Consider the following 15,612-nt stretch of genomic DNA (forward strand, 5'->3'; position numbering starts at 1 on the left):
ATGACCTATTTCATTAAAAATTTACTGATTACAATTCGTTGTATCTCGCTTGTACCTTCATAGATTTCACATACCTTTGCATCTCTGAAAAAACGCTCGACAGGGAAATCCTTTGTGTATCCATATCCGCCAAATATTTGAATAGCTTCCGTCGAAACTTCCATTGCCGTTTTTGAAGCAAACAATTTTGCCATAGACGCTTGCTTTCCGCATGGATGATTATTTTCTTTGAGATAAGCTGCTTGATAGGTTAGCAGTTCGGCCGCTTCAACAGCTGTTCCCATGTCTGCAAGCTTAAAGCCAATGCCTTGCTGAGCTGCGATCGGTTTACCAAATTGGATACGTTCTTTTGCATAGGAGACGGCATGTTCAAAAGCTGCTTGGGCAATTCCAAGTGCCTGTGCCGCAATTCCGATCCGACCAATATTTAAGATGGCCAATGCAATTTTAAAGCCTTCTCCCTCTTGACCGAGTAGATTTTCTGCTGGAACCTGAGCATCTTCAAAAGTGAGCTGTACCGTTCGTGATCCATTTAACCCCATTTTGTGCTCGTCTTTTCCAATTACTAATCCAGGAGTTTCTTTTTCAACAATAAAAGCTGTGACTCCTTTTCTTCCTGCCTCTAGACTAGTAGAAGCAAACACGATATAGGTATCAGCTTCCCCGCCATTTGTAATGAACACCTTTGTTCCATTAAGGATATAATCGGTTCCTTTTTTTACTGCCCTTGTTTTTAAATTTCCTGCATCTGAACCAGCCCCAGGCTCTGTCAGGCAAAATGCCCCAAGATATTCTCCTGAAGAAAGCTTTGGCAGGTAGGTTTGTTTTTGCGTTTCTGTCCCAAAATAAAGAATTGGGTTTGTTCCAACAGACGTATGCACAGATAAAATAACGCCCATGGCTGCACTTACTTTTGACAGCTCATGTATTGCGATAATATAGGAGGTGAAATTCATTCCTGCTCCGCCATACTTTTCAGGTATAGGAATTCCCATCAAACCAACATTACCCATTTTCGATAGGATTTTTCTAGGAAACTCACCTTGCTCCATTTTTTCTATAAAAGGTTCGATTTCCGCTTTAGCAAAGTCTCGGACCATTTTCCGCAGCATCTTTTGTTCTTCTGTGAAACGTAAATTCATCGTTATCCCCCTTGCCTGACTTTATTCGTAGATGTAAAATCCCCTTCCTGACTTACGGCCTAACCAGCCTGCTTTTACATATTTTCGCAGCAAAGGACACGGACGATATTTGTTATCCCCAAACCCTTCATGCAGGGTTTCCATAATATAAAGGCAAGTATCTAAGCCAATAAAGTCAGCAAGCGTAATCGGTCCCATCGGATGATTCATCCCAAGCTTCATCACTTCATCAACCGCTTCTGGAGCTGCAACACCCTCATAAACCGTATAAATCGCTTCATTGATCATCGGCATAAGAACACGATTTGAGACAAATCCAGGAAAATCATTGACTTCAACTGGCACTTTGCTAAGCTTCTTCGTCATATCTTCGATCACAGCATATGTTTCGTCTGTTGTCGCGAGCCCGCGAATGATTTCAACCAGCTTCATTACCGGAACTGGGTTCATAAAATGCATCCCAATTACTTTTTCCGGGCGCTTCGTTGCTGCAGCAATTTCGGTAATTGGTAAAGAAGAGGTGTTAGAAGCGAGGATCGTATGCGGCTGTGTGAGCTCATCCAGTGAAGCAAATAAATTTGTCTTGATTTCTATTTTTTCAACAGCTGCTTCAATTACTAAATCTACTTCTTTTGCATTATCAAGATTGGTTGATTTGTTAATTCTCGTTAATACTTCTTGCTTTTCATCTTCCTGAAGACTTCCCTTACTTACTTGACGCTGAAGGTTTTTGGAAATGGTTCCTAAACCGCGTTCTACAAACTCTTCCTTTAAATCATGCAGCATGACAGAATAGCCGGCCCCAGCACAAACTTGAGCAATCCCTGAGCCCATTTGCCCTGCCCCAATAACCATGACACGTTTTACATCCATCCTATAAAACCCCCTTGGTTTGCTTGATAAGTTTCTCCCTAAACTTCCACCATGATAGCATCGCCTTGACCGCCGCCGCTGCATATTGCAGCAATCCCAATTCCGCCGCCTCGTCGTTTAAGCTCATAAATTAATGTGAGGATAATGCGTGCCCCGCTCGCTCCAATCGGATGACCTAGTGCAACCGCTCCTCCATTCACATTAACCTTTTCCGGATCTAATCCGGAGATTTGATTGCTTGCTAATGCCACCGCAGCAAAAGCCTCATTTATTTCAAATAGATGAATGTCGTCCGCCTTTTTCCCAGTTTTTTCGAGCAGCTGATTTATGACAACGCCTGGTGTTTTTGGAAAATCCTTTGCTTCTAGAGCAACCGCTGTATGACCTAGGATCGTTGCAAGCGGGATTCTTCCCTCTTTTTGAGCTCGCTTCTCGCTCATTAAAACGAGTGCGGCTGCTCCGTCATTAACACCTGGTGCATTCCCTGCAGTTATCGATCCGCCATGGTTAAAAACGGGATTAAGCTTGCTAAGTCTCTCAAGCGAGGTATCTTTTCGAGGCGCCTCGTCGCTTGAGACACAAACCGGCTCTCCTTTTCTTTGAGGAACTTCAACTTCCACAATCTCCTCAGCAAGAATGCCCGATTCAATTGCAGAAACAGCACGCTGTTGGCTGCGCAGTGCCCACTTATCCTGCTCTTCTCTTGAAATCCCAAGCTCCTTAGCAACACCATTTCCATATGTCCCCATATGAACTCCTTCGAACGAGCAGGTTAGGCCATCATGAATCATTAAATCCTTAACAGCGCCATCCCCCATGCGGAGCCCCCATCTAGCTTTAGGCATGAGGTATGGAGCATTTGACATCGACTCCATTCCGCCGGCCACAATCACTTCTTCGTCCCCGGAACGTATGATCTGATCACCAAGCGTAACACTTCTCATCCCCGAAGCACACACTTTGTTAATCGTTTCCGTTTTTACGTTCCATGGAAGCCCAGCATAGCGGGCAGCCTGGCGTGAAGGAATTTGTCCCTGCCCTCCTTGAAGAACGCATCCTAAAAGAACCTCCTCGACATCCTCAGCTTGTACTTGCGCTCGAGCTAAAGCTTCTTTAACAGCAACTCCTCCTAACTGTGAGGCCGTAAGTGTACTAAGTGCTCCTCCAAATTTCCCAAAAGGTGTACGTGCTCCTTCTAAAATAACCGTTTTCCCCATACTTCCATCTCCTTTTTTAAATATACTCTTTAATTCAGTAAGCGGTTACAACAAGATGACTGAACGCTCGCTCAGGCACTGATCCGAAAGAAAAGGCAGAATATATTCCGCCATTGGAGTGTGTTAAAGAAGGTGTAAAGAGACACCTTCTTCGTAGAACTGATTCTTTGAGCTTACAATCTTAATTTGTGGTATTGGTTCTTCCTGAGCTTTTCACTGTTCCATTTGCAAACTAAGCGGTCTTCATAGGCAATAAGACATTATTAGTTTTTTTACCCTATGAAACTAGCTTTTTCTTGTCGTCACCAAAGACAGCTTTTTCTAGCAGTTCGGCTACATCATACGCAGCCACCTGTTCTTCCACTTCCTTCGCTTTAGTCCCATCACTTAGCATTGTCAAGCAGTATGGGCATCCAGAGCTAATCACAGATGGGCTGACAGATAATGCTTGTTCGGTTCTTGCCACATTGATTCTTGAACCTGAATCCTCTTCCATCCACATTAAACCTCCGCCTGCTCCACAGCACATTCCATTTTCACGGCTGCGCTCCATTTCAACAAGCTTTACGCCGGGAATGGCTTTTAAAATTTCCCGCGGCGGCTCGTATACCTCATTGTACCTTCCCAAATAACATGAATCATGGAAGGTGATTGTTTCATTTACTGAGTGGCTCGGCTTTAATTTGCCTTCTTTTACAAGTGCAGCAAGCAGCTCTGTATGATGGAGCACCTCTGCTTTTAAACCAAAGTCAGGGTATTCGTTTTTGAAAATATTGTATGCATGCGGATCAATCGTAACAATTTTTTTAATGTCATTCTTTGCAAACTCATCGATATTTTTTGCTGCAAGCTCTTGGAACAGAAATTCATTGCCTAATCGGCGCGGCGTGTCGCCTGAGTTCTTTTCTTTATTGCCTAGAATAGCAAACTTGACGCCGGCCTCATTTAACAGCTTGGCAAATGCCAATGCAATTTTTTGGCTTCGGTTGTCATAGGACCCCATTGAACCTACCCAGAATAAATACTCAAATTCCTCACCAGCTTTGTTCATTTCCTTTACAGTTGGAATATGGACATCCTCACGTGCCCCGCGCCAGCTCTCACGCTCTTTCCGGTTTAATCCCCAAGGATTTCCTTGACGCTCGATGCTCGTCATTGCGCGCTGGGCTTCTGAGTCCATTTTCCCTTCTGTCAAAACAAGATAGCGGCGCATATCAATAATTTTATCGACATGCTCATTCATTACAGGACATTGATCCTCACAGTTTCGGCAAGTTGTGCAAGCCCAGATTTCTTCTTCTGTAATGATTTCCCCAATCATGGTTGGACTGTATTCCATTGTAGCGGCAGATTCCTCTGCCCCTTTGCCCGCAGCAGCTATAGCCAGTTGATTTCCTTTTGTATTCGAAAAGGCTGCTGCAGGGACCCACGGCTGCTTTGACGTTACAACTGCGCCTGTATTTGTTAAATGATCACGCAGTCTTAGAATTAAATCCATTGGTGACAGCATTTTACCAGTGCCAGTCGCCGGACACATATTTGTACAGCGGCCGCATTCTACACAAGCATAGAGATCAATAAGCTGGGTTTGCTTAAAATCTTCAATTTGCCCTACCCCAAACGTTTCTTGGGACTCATCTTCGAAATCGATCTTTTCAAGCTTCCCTGGGCTTGACAGACGGTTAAAAAACACATTGGCTGGCCCTGCAATCAAGTGAGCATGCTTTGATTGTGGAACATATACTAAAAAAGTAAGTAAGATCAATAAATGGATCCACCATGAAATATAGAAAATGACAATAGCTCCAGTCTCACCTGCAAAACCAAGTAAAAATGCAAGCGATGAGGCAATCGGTTCTGTCCATGTCAGCTCATGATGATGCCAAATAAGGTTCATTGCGTTGCCCAGCAGGACGGACAACATAAGCCCGCCAATGAAAATCAAGACAAGTCCAGACTTTAAGCCCCTTTTGAGACGGACAAGCTTTTCAATGTACCTTCTAAAAAACGCCCAAACTACTGCAATTAAAATCACAAACGTCACAATTTCCTGAAAAAATGTGAAGCCAGGATATAATGGTCCTAAAGGTAAATGTGTTTCAGGAATCAGTCCTTTGATAATAAAGTCAATAGCTCCGAACTGAACAAGAATAAACCCATAGAAAAACATGACATGGATAATCCCGCTCTTTTTATCCTTTAACAACTTCTTTTGCCCAAACACATTTACCCAAATTTTCTTTAGTCTTTCTTTTAGCCGTTTATCAAATTCCACCTTCTTGCCAAGCTGAATATACGCAATTCTTGTTCGAATCAGATAGATAAACAGATAGATTGCGTAAGCGGTTACAAATAAGAACGCAATGAAATTGATCAACAGTAATACATCCATTACAGCTCCCCCATTCCACAGATAAAAAATCTCTCCCCTTTGTCCCCGAAAATTAATAATGGAACTACTTTTCTGACTTTTATCCCTACTTTCATCATAATTATGAATGAGCATTCAGTCAATGTTTTTCCTTCAATCAATTTTGATAATTTTTGCAGATTACGTAAATTCTATAATACGGACATTTTGAAGAGAGGTTTTATTATGACACTCATTTTGGCAGGGTTATTTGTTTTGCTGCCCCTATTAATTTGGTTAAGAATTGATTACACCTTAGGACGTAAAGAGCATTTAAAAACCATCCCTAAAAAAAGCTTTTCAATGATGAAAACAGGCGAAATTGATTTGCTTATAAATGGGAAGGATTTTTATGACCAGTTTTATCAAGATGTTTCTAACAGCACTTCTTCTATTCATATTCTCTTTTATATCATCAGGGATGATGCAATTAGTCATGAGTTATTTTTGTTATTGGAAAGGAAAGCGAAGGAAGGCATTGAAGTCAGGTTAATGGTTGATTTTATTGGCGCCTCGAAAATGAAGAAGAAGTCGATTCAAATGCTTAGAGACGCTGGAGTTCAATTTGCTTACTCACATAAACCGAGGTTCCCTTTTATTTTCTATACACTTCAAGCCCGTAATCATCGAAAAATAACTGTTATTGACGGAAAAATTGGCTATTTAGGCGGTTTTAATATTGGGGAAGAATACTTAGGAAACGATGCGAAAATGGGCTTTTGGCGTGATTATCATTTGAAAATAAGCGGCCAAGGCGTGAAGGATCTCCAATCTCAATTTTTTCTTGATTGGGAGAAAGCCTCAAAAGAGAAGGTAGAGAAAAAGCCTCTTTATTTCCCCTTGCTGGAAGAGGGCTCAATCCCAATGAATTTCTTGTCTTCATATGGCCGTGACTTAGAAGAGCATTTTATTGAATTCATTCAAAAGGCAAATAGAGAACTGTTTATCTGCACCCCTTATTTTATTCCCGGAAAGCCGCTGCAAAAAGAGCTGATTAAAGCAGCACAGCGGGGGGTAAAGATAAAAATCATGGTACCCTCGCGAAAGGATCATCCTTTTGTAACAGAAGCCGCATTTCCCTACTATGGTCCTTTACTTGCAGCAGGCTGTGAAATTTACCGTTTTTATTACGGATTTTATCATGTGAAAACGATTATTGTTGATGATCAACTTTGCGACATCGGGACAGCAAATTTTGACAAGCGAAGCCTATTTTTAAACGATGAAATAAATTGCCTGATTTATAGTAAATCTTTTATATCGGCAGTTAAACAAACAGTCCTTGATGATATGAAGGATTCTGAGCAGTTAACCATGGAGTTTTATGAAAACAGGCCTATTAGCCAGAGGGCAAAAGAAAAGTTCGCCACTGCTATTTCCCATTTTTTATAGGACGAATAACATCATGATTCGATTTGGTTAAGAGCCATCAGCCAAATCTGCGGTGCCATCTTCGGTGCCAGGCACCGAAGATGAAATGTGGTGCCTGGCACCGTATTTCATTTTTGGTGCCTGGCACCTTTTTTGAGGTATCCATGTACCAAATTCATAGTTGACTTTATAGCTATTTTAAATGTAAAATAAAAGTAATTAAAGACGTCATCTATTCCTAAAGGGGAGTAGCTCTTGCAGAAGAGTCGTCATTCCAGGAGATTTTCCTCGGCTTTTCTGACAACGATTTTGTTGTTAGCGAGACCTTTACCATCATTTTGTCGTGGTAAGGTCTCTTTTATATTGCACGGAGACTCTATCAGGCAACAATGATAGCGTCTTTTTTATGAAAATTTAATGAGGAGTGAAGTAATGAAAAAATTGATTATGGTCTTTTCGATTTTCTCAGTATTCTTTTTAGGCGGTTGTTCTTTTCTTAATGAAGTTAATAACTCTTTGGACTATGCGACGAATGCGACTGATTATGTGAATGAAGTGAAACAGTTTTCAGAGGAGATCCCAACCTTAGCTGAGCAGGCTGTAACTGATTCTGAAGCAAGAGTAACACTTGAAGAGGAATTAACTCAAATGAAAGCAGATATTCAAGAGTTTAATGAATTAGAGCCGCCTGGTGTGGCTGAAGATATCCATCAAAGTATTGTTGGTCATAATGAAACATTAGAAAAAGGGATCGACAAATACCTTACACATGTTGAAAACGGGGAAGTCGATTTGAAATTCCTTGAAGAAAGTGAAATTTTCGCTACGGCAAATGAAATTACGGAATTATTAGATGCGATTAATAAATTGAGCGGGGAATAACGAGGTGCAAACAACGCACTTTTTAATCAATAAGCCTAGTTTAACCGGGCTTATTTTTTATGATTAAAAATTGGGCAATAACTTTTGAATCTGAAAGATTTCTATAGCTACTCCCTCCTATTTGAAGGATTTTCCATCCCCTTCATTTTTAATTCTCATCTCCTTGTGTTGGATTGACACATTCATTCCAAGTTCATATTTGTTACATAATCGAAATTGATTTTTGAGGAGCTGAAAATCCTATTTTATAGATTATATAAAATTAAAGATAATTTTTTAACAATTATTGAAAACATGTACCAATTTTTCACTTTTTCCAGTAAAATGTTACTTGGAAAATGAGAAGTTTAACCCGTTATTACCCAGGGTATTATTAACTATTATTTTCTAAATAATTCCTTACATAGAAAATAATAAAAATTATTGAAAGGTTGGATGTAAGTGAACGATCAGAAGAAAGCAGGTTTTTGGATTAGGCTGGTGGCTTTTGCCATTGATTCTGTCATGCTGGGGTTGATATTTATTATCCCAAGTATGCTGTTAATGACAACCGGAAATCCAGAATTCAACACGATTGTAAGAGCTTTTCTTTATCTAATCATTGCTGTTGGGTCGATTTTTTATTTTGGGATGATGCCAGCTTCAAAGCATCAAGGAACATTGGGTAAGCGTATTATGGGTTTGAAAATCGTTGATGAAAATGGAAACAGAGTAAAGGCGGGGAAATCGTGGCTGCGTTATATAGGATATATTCCAAGCGGTATTTTATATATAGGTTTTATTATGATTGCTTTTACAGACGGGAAAAGGGGACTTCATGATATGATCGCGAACACGTATGTAGTTAAGGCTGCAGCTGATTCTGCTGTAGAACCAAATTCTCATGGTGTTAAAGCTTAAATTTCGCAATGATATATAATTATTCTAAAACAAGGCTGTCGAATCATCGACAGCCTTGTTCTGTTACATTTTTTCAGGAGCAGAAACTCCAATTAGGTCGAGAGCATTATTGAGCGTAATTTGTGTTGCTTTCATTAAGCCGAGACGAGCGCGGCTTTTTTCTTCATTATCAGGATCAAGAACCTTTTCAGCGTTGTAAAAGCTGTGAAGAGTAGAAGAAAGATCGAAAATATAATTAGTGATACGGTGTGGGATCCTTTTTTGAGCAGCTTCCGTAACAGCTACCGGGAATTCACCGAGTTTTTTCAAAAGATCCACTGCTTTTTCAGATGTAATCTCATCTAGCTTTAATTCCCCTTCATACGAGAGACCCTTTTCTTCTCCTTGACGGAGCATGCTGCAAATTCGGGCATGAGCATATTGAGCGTAGTAAACAGGGTTATCATTTGACTGTGATACAGCTAAATCAAGGTCAAAGTCCATATGTGTATCCGCACTGCGCATCGCGAAAAAATAGCGAACGGCATCCAAGCCGACCTCATCCATGAGATCACGCATAGTAACGGCTTTTCCGGTACGCTTGCTCATCTTCATTTTTTCACCATTTTTATAAAGGTGCACAAGCTGAATAATTTCGACTTCCAGCGTGTTTTTTTCATAGCCCAGTGCTTCAATGGCTGCCTTCATTCGCGGAATATAACCGTGATGATCAGCCCCCCATATATTTATAAGTTTTGTAAAGCCGCGGTCTAATTTATCCTTATGATAAGCAATATCAGGTGTTAAATACGTGTAAGTACCATCATTTTTTATTAATACACGGTCTTTGTCATCCCCAAAATCAGTAGAACGGAACCATGTTGCTTCATCCTGCTCATAAATATGACCTTTTTCACGAAGTGTTTCAAGCGCTTCATCAATTTTGCCATTATGATAGAGAGATGTTTCCGAATACCAAACATCAAAAGCAACACGGAACTCTTCCAGGTCATTGCGGAGTTTGTCCATTTCGAATTTCAGTCCATATTCACGGAAAAAGGATAGCCGCTCCTCACGGGTTTCATTTGCAAAGCGGTCTCCAAATTCATCGGCTAATTTTTTCCCTATTTGAATAATATCTGCGCCATGATAACCGTCCTCAGGCATTTGTACGTCCTGCCCCAATGCTTGAAGATAACGGGCTTCCACGGATAAGGACAGATTGTTAATCTGGTTTCCGGCATCATTAATATAATATTCACGGCTTACATCATAGCCTGCTTTTGATAGAATGTTGCATAAAGAATCTCCTACAGCTGCTCCTCTTGCATGTCCTAAATGAAGAGTACCTGTCGGATTGGCGGAAACAAACTCAACCTGAAGTTTCTCGTTGTTGCCTGTATTTGTCTCACCATACTTATCATCTGCTTCTAATATAGAAGGAATCAAATCCGTTAAGTAGATGTTATTCATATAAAAATTAATAAAGCCCGGCCCTGCAATGTCAATCTTTTCAATAGAAGCTTTTCCTTTATCAAATGCTGCAACTAATTCCTCAGCAATCACTCTTGGCGCTTTTTTTGCGATTCGTGCCAGCTGCATTGCCATGTTAGTTGAATAATCCCCATGTGATTTATCTTTAGGAAGTTCTAATAAAACCAATGGGATTTGTGACTCTTCTGCCAAACCGGCTTTTATGACTGCTGCTTTAATTTCGTCTTTTAAACGTTCCTTCACTTGCTCGACGATATTCATTGCATGTCCTCCTTGTATTGAATCGTTAATGTATGCAAATGCTTTTGATTTTCCCCAACTTGAAGAGAATAGTGAACAACTACAAAGCCGTCCACCCTTTGCGTGTTTGCTGTCCTGATGATTTTGTCTGTATTTGTCGTAAGATTTAGCTGCCCAAATTGAGTTTCGTAGTGAGTAAAGGTGTCTATATCCTCAATAAATCTTTGTTTCATTGAGACCGCCCCAGATCTCATAATATAAATTTCTTCATCTTGAATTTTGACTATAGTCTTCACCTTTCCATAGTCATGCTCCTCAAAATAGATAAGGTAAGAAGCTTGCTCTTTTATGTAGAATTCACCGTTTGTATAAAATTCAATTATTTCTTGATCAGAACCATCTTCTATCTTGGTATTCACATATATCTTTACTGGTGTCTTCTCCACTTTTAGACACATCCTTTATTACTGTTCCATATAACTTCAATAGTATAATGATTTCTGCTCAAAAATTCAATAGGGGGGCCAGGCACCAAATTGTAAATTTGGTGCCTGGCCCCCCTTTTTTATAGTTACTTACTTTTATTCACCCAGCCTAAAATCATTTCACGAAGGAGCTTGCTTGCTGTATTGGCAGTTTGTTCAGAGTGATCATAGATAGGGGCTACTTCGACTAAGTCTGCTCCTACTACATTTACATCAGAACCAGCAATAGCATGGATGGCCCCTAGTAATTCTTTTGAAGTGATTCCCCCTGCGTCAACTGTCCCCGTTCCAGGGGCACAGGAAGGATCAAGGACATCGATGTCGATAGTTACATAAACCGGTCTCCCTGCTAATGTTGGTAAAATACCTTTTAAGGGCTCTAATACTTCAAATTTCGAAATATGCATTCCAGCTTCTTTTGCCCATTGAAATTCTTCCTTCATTCCTGAACGAATTCCGAATGAATAGACATTTCCAGGACCGATTAATTCTGCTGCCTTACGGATTGGTGTAGAGTGTGAAAGTGGCTCTCCTTCGTACTCTTCACGCAAATCTGTATGGGCATCCATATGAATGATGGCTAAATCAGGGTATTTTTTATACATCGCTTTTATGACAGGCCAAGTAACTAGATGCTCTCCACCCATACCTAAAGGAAACTTGTCTGCTTTGAGCACTTGATTGACAAAATCCTCAATCATATCAAGGCTGCGCTGTGGGTTTCCAAACGGCAATGGAATATCTCCAGCATCGAAATACTTTACCTCTGCCAGCTCACGGTCAAGGTATGCACTATACTCTTCAAGACCTATCGATACTTCACGGATTCTAGTAGGGCCAAATCTGGAGCCGGGCCTGTAGCTTACCGTCCAATCCATCGGCATCCCGTACAGCACAGCTTCACTGTCTTCAAATGTCGAATGGCTTTTAATAAACACGTTTCCTGAATATGCTTCATCAAAGCGCATACGAATCCCTCCGCTCACCCTATTTTGTTAAGTCGGCGACAAACTTAGGAAGTACAAATGCCGCATTGTGGATTTCTTTTGTATAATATTTAGTATCTATCTCATAAAACCGCTCTTCCCTTACCTCTAAAGGATCATGCTTTTTGGAGCCGATTGTGAATGTCCATAATCCGCTTGGATAAGTAGGGATATTCGCAATGTATAATTTGGTAATCGGGAAAATTTCTCTTACATCACGTTGAACATTGCGGATTAAATCCGGTGTAAACCATGGGTTGTCTGATTGAGCAACAAAAATTCCATCTTCTTTTAATGCATTGGAAATTCCAGCATAGAATCCTTTTGTAAATAGGTTAACAGCAGGCCCAACTGGCTCTGTTGAATCAACCATGATTACATCATAGATGTTTTCGCTTTCTGCAATATGCATAAAGCCGTCTCCCACATTTACTTCCACACGCGGATCGTCAAGCTTTCCTGCGATTTCAGGAAGATACTTTTTAGAGTATTCGATTACTTTCCCATCAATATCAACAAGTGTGGCTTTTTTGACGCTATGGTGCTTTAGCACCTCACGGATAACGCCTCCGTCCCCGCCGCCAACAACTAGTACATTTTCCGGGTTTGGATGAGTAAATAAAGGAACATGTGCTACCATTTCGTGGTAAACAAACTCATCCTTTTCTGATGTCATGACCATGCCGTCAAGGAATAACATGTTGCCAAACTCTTCTGTTTCGACCATTTCAAGCTTTTGAAAGTCAGTTTGTTCTGTATGTAAAGTTTCCTTGATTTTTAACGTAATTCCGAAATTCTTTGTTTGCTTCTCTGTATACCAAAGTCCGCTCATAGTAATCTTCCTTTCCTAATAAAAGATCTCTAATTAATCTACCCTTATAAAAATAATAAAACACGACAAATTTAGAGTTTCTTTTTAACAAAAAAAGTATAGTGGAAACAAGGTTAAATGTAAAGAAAACTTGTGATGCAGCAAAGACTATTTTTCAAATCTCCTAATCTTGTTTTTATAGGTTTAAATTCGATCTTTTTAACCAATAATGGTAAGAAAAGCGAAAGCACCCGTTTAGCGCCGTAAGAGCTGGACTGGGCCGTGAAACTTCCATCAGTTGGGCTTTACTGATAGTTAGTGGAAACGACAAGGTCCCTTGAACCAATCGGATTTTTACGAGCAGTTAGTTTTTACTTACTGCCTGTTAAAAGGGATAAAGGAAACACGAAGAGCGATAGCGAGTCGATGTTAACTTAGGAAGTTCACTAGTCGTTGGATGCTGGCCGACAAAAACGTCCCGGCCTTATGCCTGCCGTCACTAGGAAGTCATGTCCGCCTGCGCTGGACAACGATCACTCAATTTAATTTACAAAGTTTATTTTTTAATAAATTGAAACTTTCTTGTTTGATAAAAAGACTGGCTAAAAGGAGGTGCTTCTAAATGGAAATCATGACACCCAAGCGGCTAAGAATGACCATTAAAACAATTCGGGCTATCATTTTTATTAGTATTATATTAGGATTATTTCTTTCAACAATTATTGTGAGTATTTTATTATATGCAAAAGCTCAAGGACCTCCTTCTCTTTCAGTACCACAATCGACTGTGGTGTTTGCGGGCGATGGGAGTATTTTAGGGGAGACACATCATGGCCAGAAACGATTTTGGGTTGATCTTCATGACATTTCCCCTCACGTTCTGAACGCAACCATCGCAATCGAAGATAAAAGCTTTTACGAACACCATGGGTTTGATTACAAACGAATTGTCGGTGCGGCAATTGCGGACCTGAAGGCAATGGCAAAGGTTCAAGGGGCAAGCACGATCACACAGCAATATGCACGAAATTTGTTTTTAGAGCATGATAAAACATGGAAAAGAAAAATTCAGGAGGCTTTATATACGATTCGGCTGGAAATGAGTTATTCGAAGGAAGATATTTTAGAAGGCTATTTAAATACAATTTATTATGGACATGGCGCGTATGGGATCGAAGCAGCATCAGACTATTATTTTGGCAAAGAGGCAAAAGATTTAACATTAAGTGAAGCTTCCTTGCTTGCAGCCATTCCGAAGGGTCCAAGTTTTTATTCGCCAAAGATCCATTTAGAAAATGCTAAATCAAGACAAAAGCTCATTCTAAATGAAATGGTGCAGCACGGGTATTTATCGAAAAAAGCGGCTGCGGCGGCTTATGAAGAACCTTTATCTATAAAGGATAGCTCTTCTAAAGAGAATGTAAAAATGGCTGCTGCTCCATACTTTTATGATGCTGTCTTACAGGACGCAACAAAAAAACTGAATGTAACAGAGCAGGAAATGGAAACACTTGGTTTGCGAATTCATACAACCATTGATCCTAAGCTGCAGGAGCTTGCTGAAAATAGAGTAAAGCAAACGATTTCTGACAAATCTGAAATACAAGCAAGCTTTGTCGCAGCAGATCCTAAAACCGGGTATATTAAAGCACTTGTGGGCGGAAGAAACTACAAGGAAAGCCCTTTCAACAGAGCGACACAAGCAGAAAGACAGCCTGGCTCTACGATGAAGCCTTTTCTCTATTATGCGGCAGTTAAAAGCGGGATGAGTCCATCAACTCCGATGAGAAGCGAGCCAACAACCTTTACTTTTAATGATGGAGAGTCGACCTATAAGCCAAGCAACTTTAATAACTATTATGCGAATGACTCGATTACCCTTGCCCAGGCCATTGCTATGTCAGATAATGTTTACGCGGTAAAAACCCATTTATTTCTGGGCATGCAGGAGCTTATCGATACTTCCAAAGAATTTGGAATCACAAGCAAATTAGCTAAAGTACCTTCATTAGCCCTTGGAACAGCACCTGTGAAGCTTTATGAGATGGTGAATGCCTATGGAATTTTGGCAAACGGTGGTAAACAAATTGAGCCCACTTTTATAACAAAAATTGAGGATTCAGACGGAAACACTTTATACGAGCACCCTAAAGAAGCTGAGCAAATCCTAGATAATGAAGCTGCCTTTGTAACAACACACTTAATGACCGGGATGTTTGATAAAAAGCTTAACGGTTATACAACGGTAACAGGGCAAACCATTGCAGATAGCCTCACAAGAAAATATGCAGGGAAATCTGGAACAACCGAAACAGACAGCTGGATGATCGGATATTCACCTCAGCTGGTAGCTGGTGTATGGACAGGATATGATAAAGGGAAAACCATTGATGTTGTAGCTGAAAAATCTTATGCAAAAAACATTTGGGCATCCTTTATGGAAGAGGCTCTTGAGGATGAACCAGCCAAATCATTTAAGCCGCCAAAAGGGGTAGTCGGGATCTATATCAACCCGGAGACAGGCAAGCTTGCAACGAAAGATTGCCCTGTCAGGCACTATGCCTATTATGTAGCGGGTACAGAACCAACAGAATATTGTACAGATCACTTAGACTCTGATGAAAACGATTCAGACAAGGGAAATCTGAAAGATCGAAAAGATAAAGAACAAAAATGGTGGCAGCGGATTCTTCCTTGGGGGTAGCAACGGTATATTTACACTGCACGGTACCTGGTACCTCTGTTACCTGGTACCGTTGACATCGAATGTTCGAATTTATCTCCGAAATCTGAAATATATCTTCGATTTTTCATTATTATCT

12 protein-coding genes are annotated in these 15,612 nt (G+C 40.4%); 4 read left to right on the forward strand and 8 right to left on the reverse strand.

The window, feature by feature from the left end; translation table 11 throughout:
• Positions 1-5: 5 nt before the first annotated feature.
• The 4 genes from IC621_RS05590 to IC621_RS05605 form a co-directional block, all read right to left on the reverse strand.
• Positions 6-1,142: an acyl-CoA dehydrogenase gene (locus IC621_RS05590; protein WP_191156592.1), complete on the reverse strand. Its 1,137-nt coding sequence runs from the start codon at positions 1,140-1,142 to the stop codon at positions 6-8.
• Positions 1,143-1,163: 21 nt separating this feature from the next.
• Positions 1,164-2,015 carry a 3-hydroxybutyryl-CoA dehydrogenase gene (locus tag IC621_RS05595; protein WP_191156594.1) on the reverse strand — a complete coding sequence of 284 codons (852 nt, stop codon included), beginning with the start codon at positions 2,013-2,015 and terminating at the stop codon, positions 1,164-1,166.
• Between the two features lie 38 nt (positions 2,016-2,053).
• A complete protein-coding gene (locus tag IC621_RS05600) occupies positions 2,054-3,232 on the reverse strand; it encodes an acetyl-CoA C-acetyltransferase (RefSeq protein WP_191156596.1) in 1,179 nt (392 codons plus the stop codon).
• Positions 3,233-3,509: 277 nt separating this feature from the next.
• Positions 3,510-5,624: a (Fe-S)-binding protein gene (locus IC621_RS05605; protein WP_191156598.1), complete on the reverse strand. Its 2,115-nt coding sequence runs from the start codon at positions 5,622-5,624 to the stop codon at positions 3,510-3,512.
• A gap of 204 nt (positions 5,625-5,828) precedes the next feature.
• Here IC621_RS05605 and cls point away from each other — a divergent pair, with 204 nt between their 5' ends.
• The 3 genes from cls (at position 5,829) to IC621_RS05620 (ending at position 8,795) form a co-directional block, all read left to right on the forward strand.
• Positions 5,829-7,034, forward strand: coding sequence for a cardiolipin synthase (gene cls, locus IC621_RS05610; RefSeq protein ID WP_191156600.1), 1,206 nt, complete (start codon positions 5,829-5,831; stop codon positions 7,032-7,034).
• Positions 7,035-7,445: 411 nt separating this feature from the next.
• Positions 7,446-7,895, forward strand: a complete 450-nt coding sequence (locus tag IC621_RS05615; protein WP_191156602.1) for a DUF6376 family protein — start codon at positions 7,446-7,448, stop codon at positions 7,893-7,895.
• A 441-nt stretch (positions 7,896-8,336) separates the two neighbouring features.
• The gene (locus IC621_RS05620) at positions 8,337-8,795 is read left to right on the forward strand and encodes an RDD family protein (protein ID WP_318153007.1); all 459 of its coding nucleotides are present in this window, start codon (positions 8,337-8,339) and stop codon (positions 8,793-8,795) included.
• Positions 8,796-8,858: 63 nt separating this feature from the next.
• On the opposite strand, the gene argS is transcribed toward IC621_RS05620, so the two are convergent.
• The 4 genes from argS to speE form a co-directional block, all read right to left on the reverse strand.
• Positions 8,859-10,529, reverse strand: coding sequence for an arginine--tRNA ligase (gene argS, locus IC621_RS05625; RefSeq protein ID WP_191156604.1), 1,671 nt, complete (start codon positions 10,527-10,529; stop codon positions 8,859-8,861).
• Positions 10,526-10,954: a DUF1934 domain-containing protein gene (locus tag IC621_RS05630; RefSeq protein WP_191156606.1), complete on the reverse strand. Its 429-nt coding sequence runs from the start codon at positions 10,952-10,954 to the stop codon at positions 10,526-10,528. The genes argS and IC621_RS05630 overlap by 4 nt, the downstream gene beginning before the upstream one ends.
• A 125-nt stretch (positions 10,955-11,079) precedes the next feature.
• Positions 11,080-11,961, reverse strand: a complete 882-nt coding sequence (gene speB / locus IC621_RS05635; RefSeq protein ID WP_191156608.1) for an agmatinase — start codon at positions 11,959-11,961, stop codon at positions 11,080-11,082.
• A gap of 19 nt (positions 11,962-11,980) precedes the next feature.
• Positions 11,981-12,811, reverse strand: coding sequence for a spermidine synthase (gene speE / locus IC621_RS05640; protein WP_191156610.1), 831 nt, complete (start codon positions 12,809-12,811; stop codon positions 11,981-11,983).
• A 601-nt stretch (positions 12,812-13,412) separates the two neighbouring features.
• Here speE and IC621_RS05645 point away from each other — a divergent pair.
• Positions 13,413-15,494, forward strand: a complete 2,082-nt coding sequence (locus tag IC621_RS05645) for a transglycosylase domain-containing protein (protein ID WP_191156612.1) — start codon at positions 13,413-13,415, stop codon at positions 15,492-15,494.
• Positions 15,495-15,612 lie beyond the last annotated feature (118 nt).

This window comes from Metabacillus arenae (assembly GCF_014773385.1).
GTDB classification, from domain to species: domain Bacteria; phylum Bacillota; class Bacilli; order Bacillales; family Bacillaceae; genus Metabacillus_D; species Metabacillus_D arenae.

Bases quoted from the DNA above. Each gene is read 5' to 3' on its own strand.
- IC621_RS05590 (WP_191156592.1), bottom strand. From the start codon at position 1,142: ATGAATTTACGTTTCACAGAAGAACAAAAGATGCTGCGGAAAATGGTC.
- IC621_RS05595 (WP_191156594.1), bottom strand. From the start codon at position 2,015: ATGGATGTAAAACGTGTCATGGTTATTGGGGCAGGGCAAATGGGCTCA.
- IC621_RS05600 (WP_191156596.1), bottom strand. From the start codon at position 3,232: ATGGGGAAAACGGTTATTTTAGAAGGAGCACGTACACCTTTTGGGAAA.
- IC621_RS05605 (WP_191156598.1), bottom strand. From the start codon at position 5,624: ATGGATGTATTACTGTTGATCAATTTCATTGCGTTCTTATTTGTAACC.
- cls (WP_191156600.1), top strand. From the start codon at position 5,829: ATGACACTCATTTTGGCAGGGTTATTTGTTTTGCTGCCCCTATTAATT.
- IC621_RS05615 (WP_191156602.1), top strand. From the start codon at position 7,446: ATGAAAAAATTGATTATGGTCTTTTCGATTTTCTCAGTATTCTTTTTA.
- argS (WP_191156604.1), bottom strand. From the start codon at position 10,529: ATGAATATCGTCGAGCAAGTGAAGGAACGTTTAAAAGACGAAATTAAA.
- speB (WP_191156608.1), bottom strand. From the start codon at position 11,961: ATGCGCTTTGATGAAGCATATTCAGGAAACGTGTTTATTAAAAGCCAT.
- speE (WP_191156610.1), bottom strand. From the start codon at position 12,811: ATGAGCGGACTTTGGTATACAGAGAAGCAAACAAAGAATTTCGGAATT.
- IC621_RS05645 (WP_191156612.1), top strand. From the start codon at position 13,413: ATGGAAATCATGACACCCAAGCGGCTAAGAATGACCATTAAAACAATT.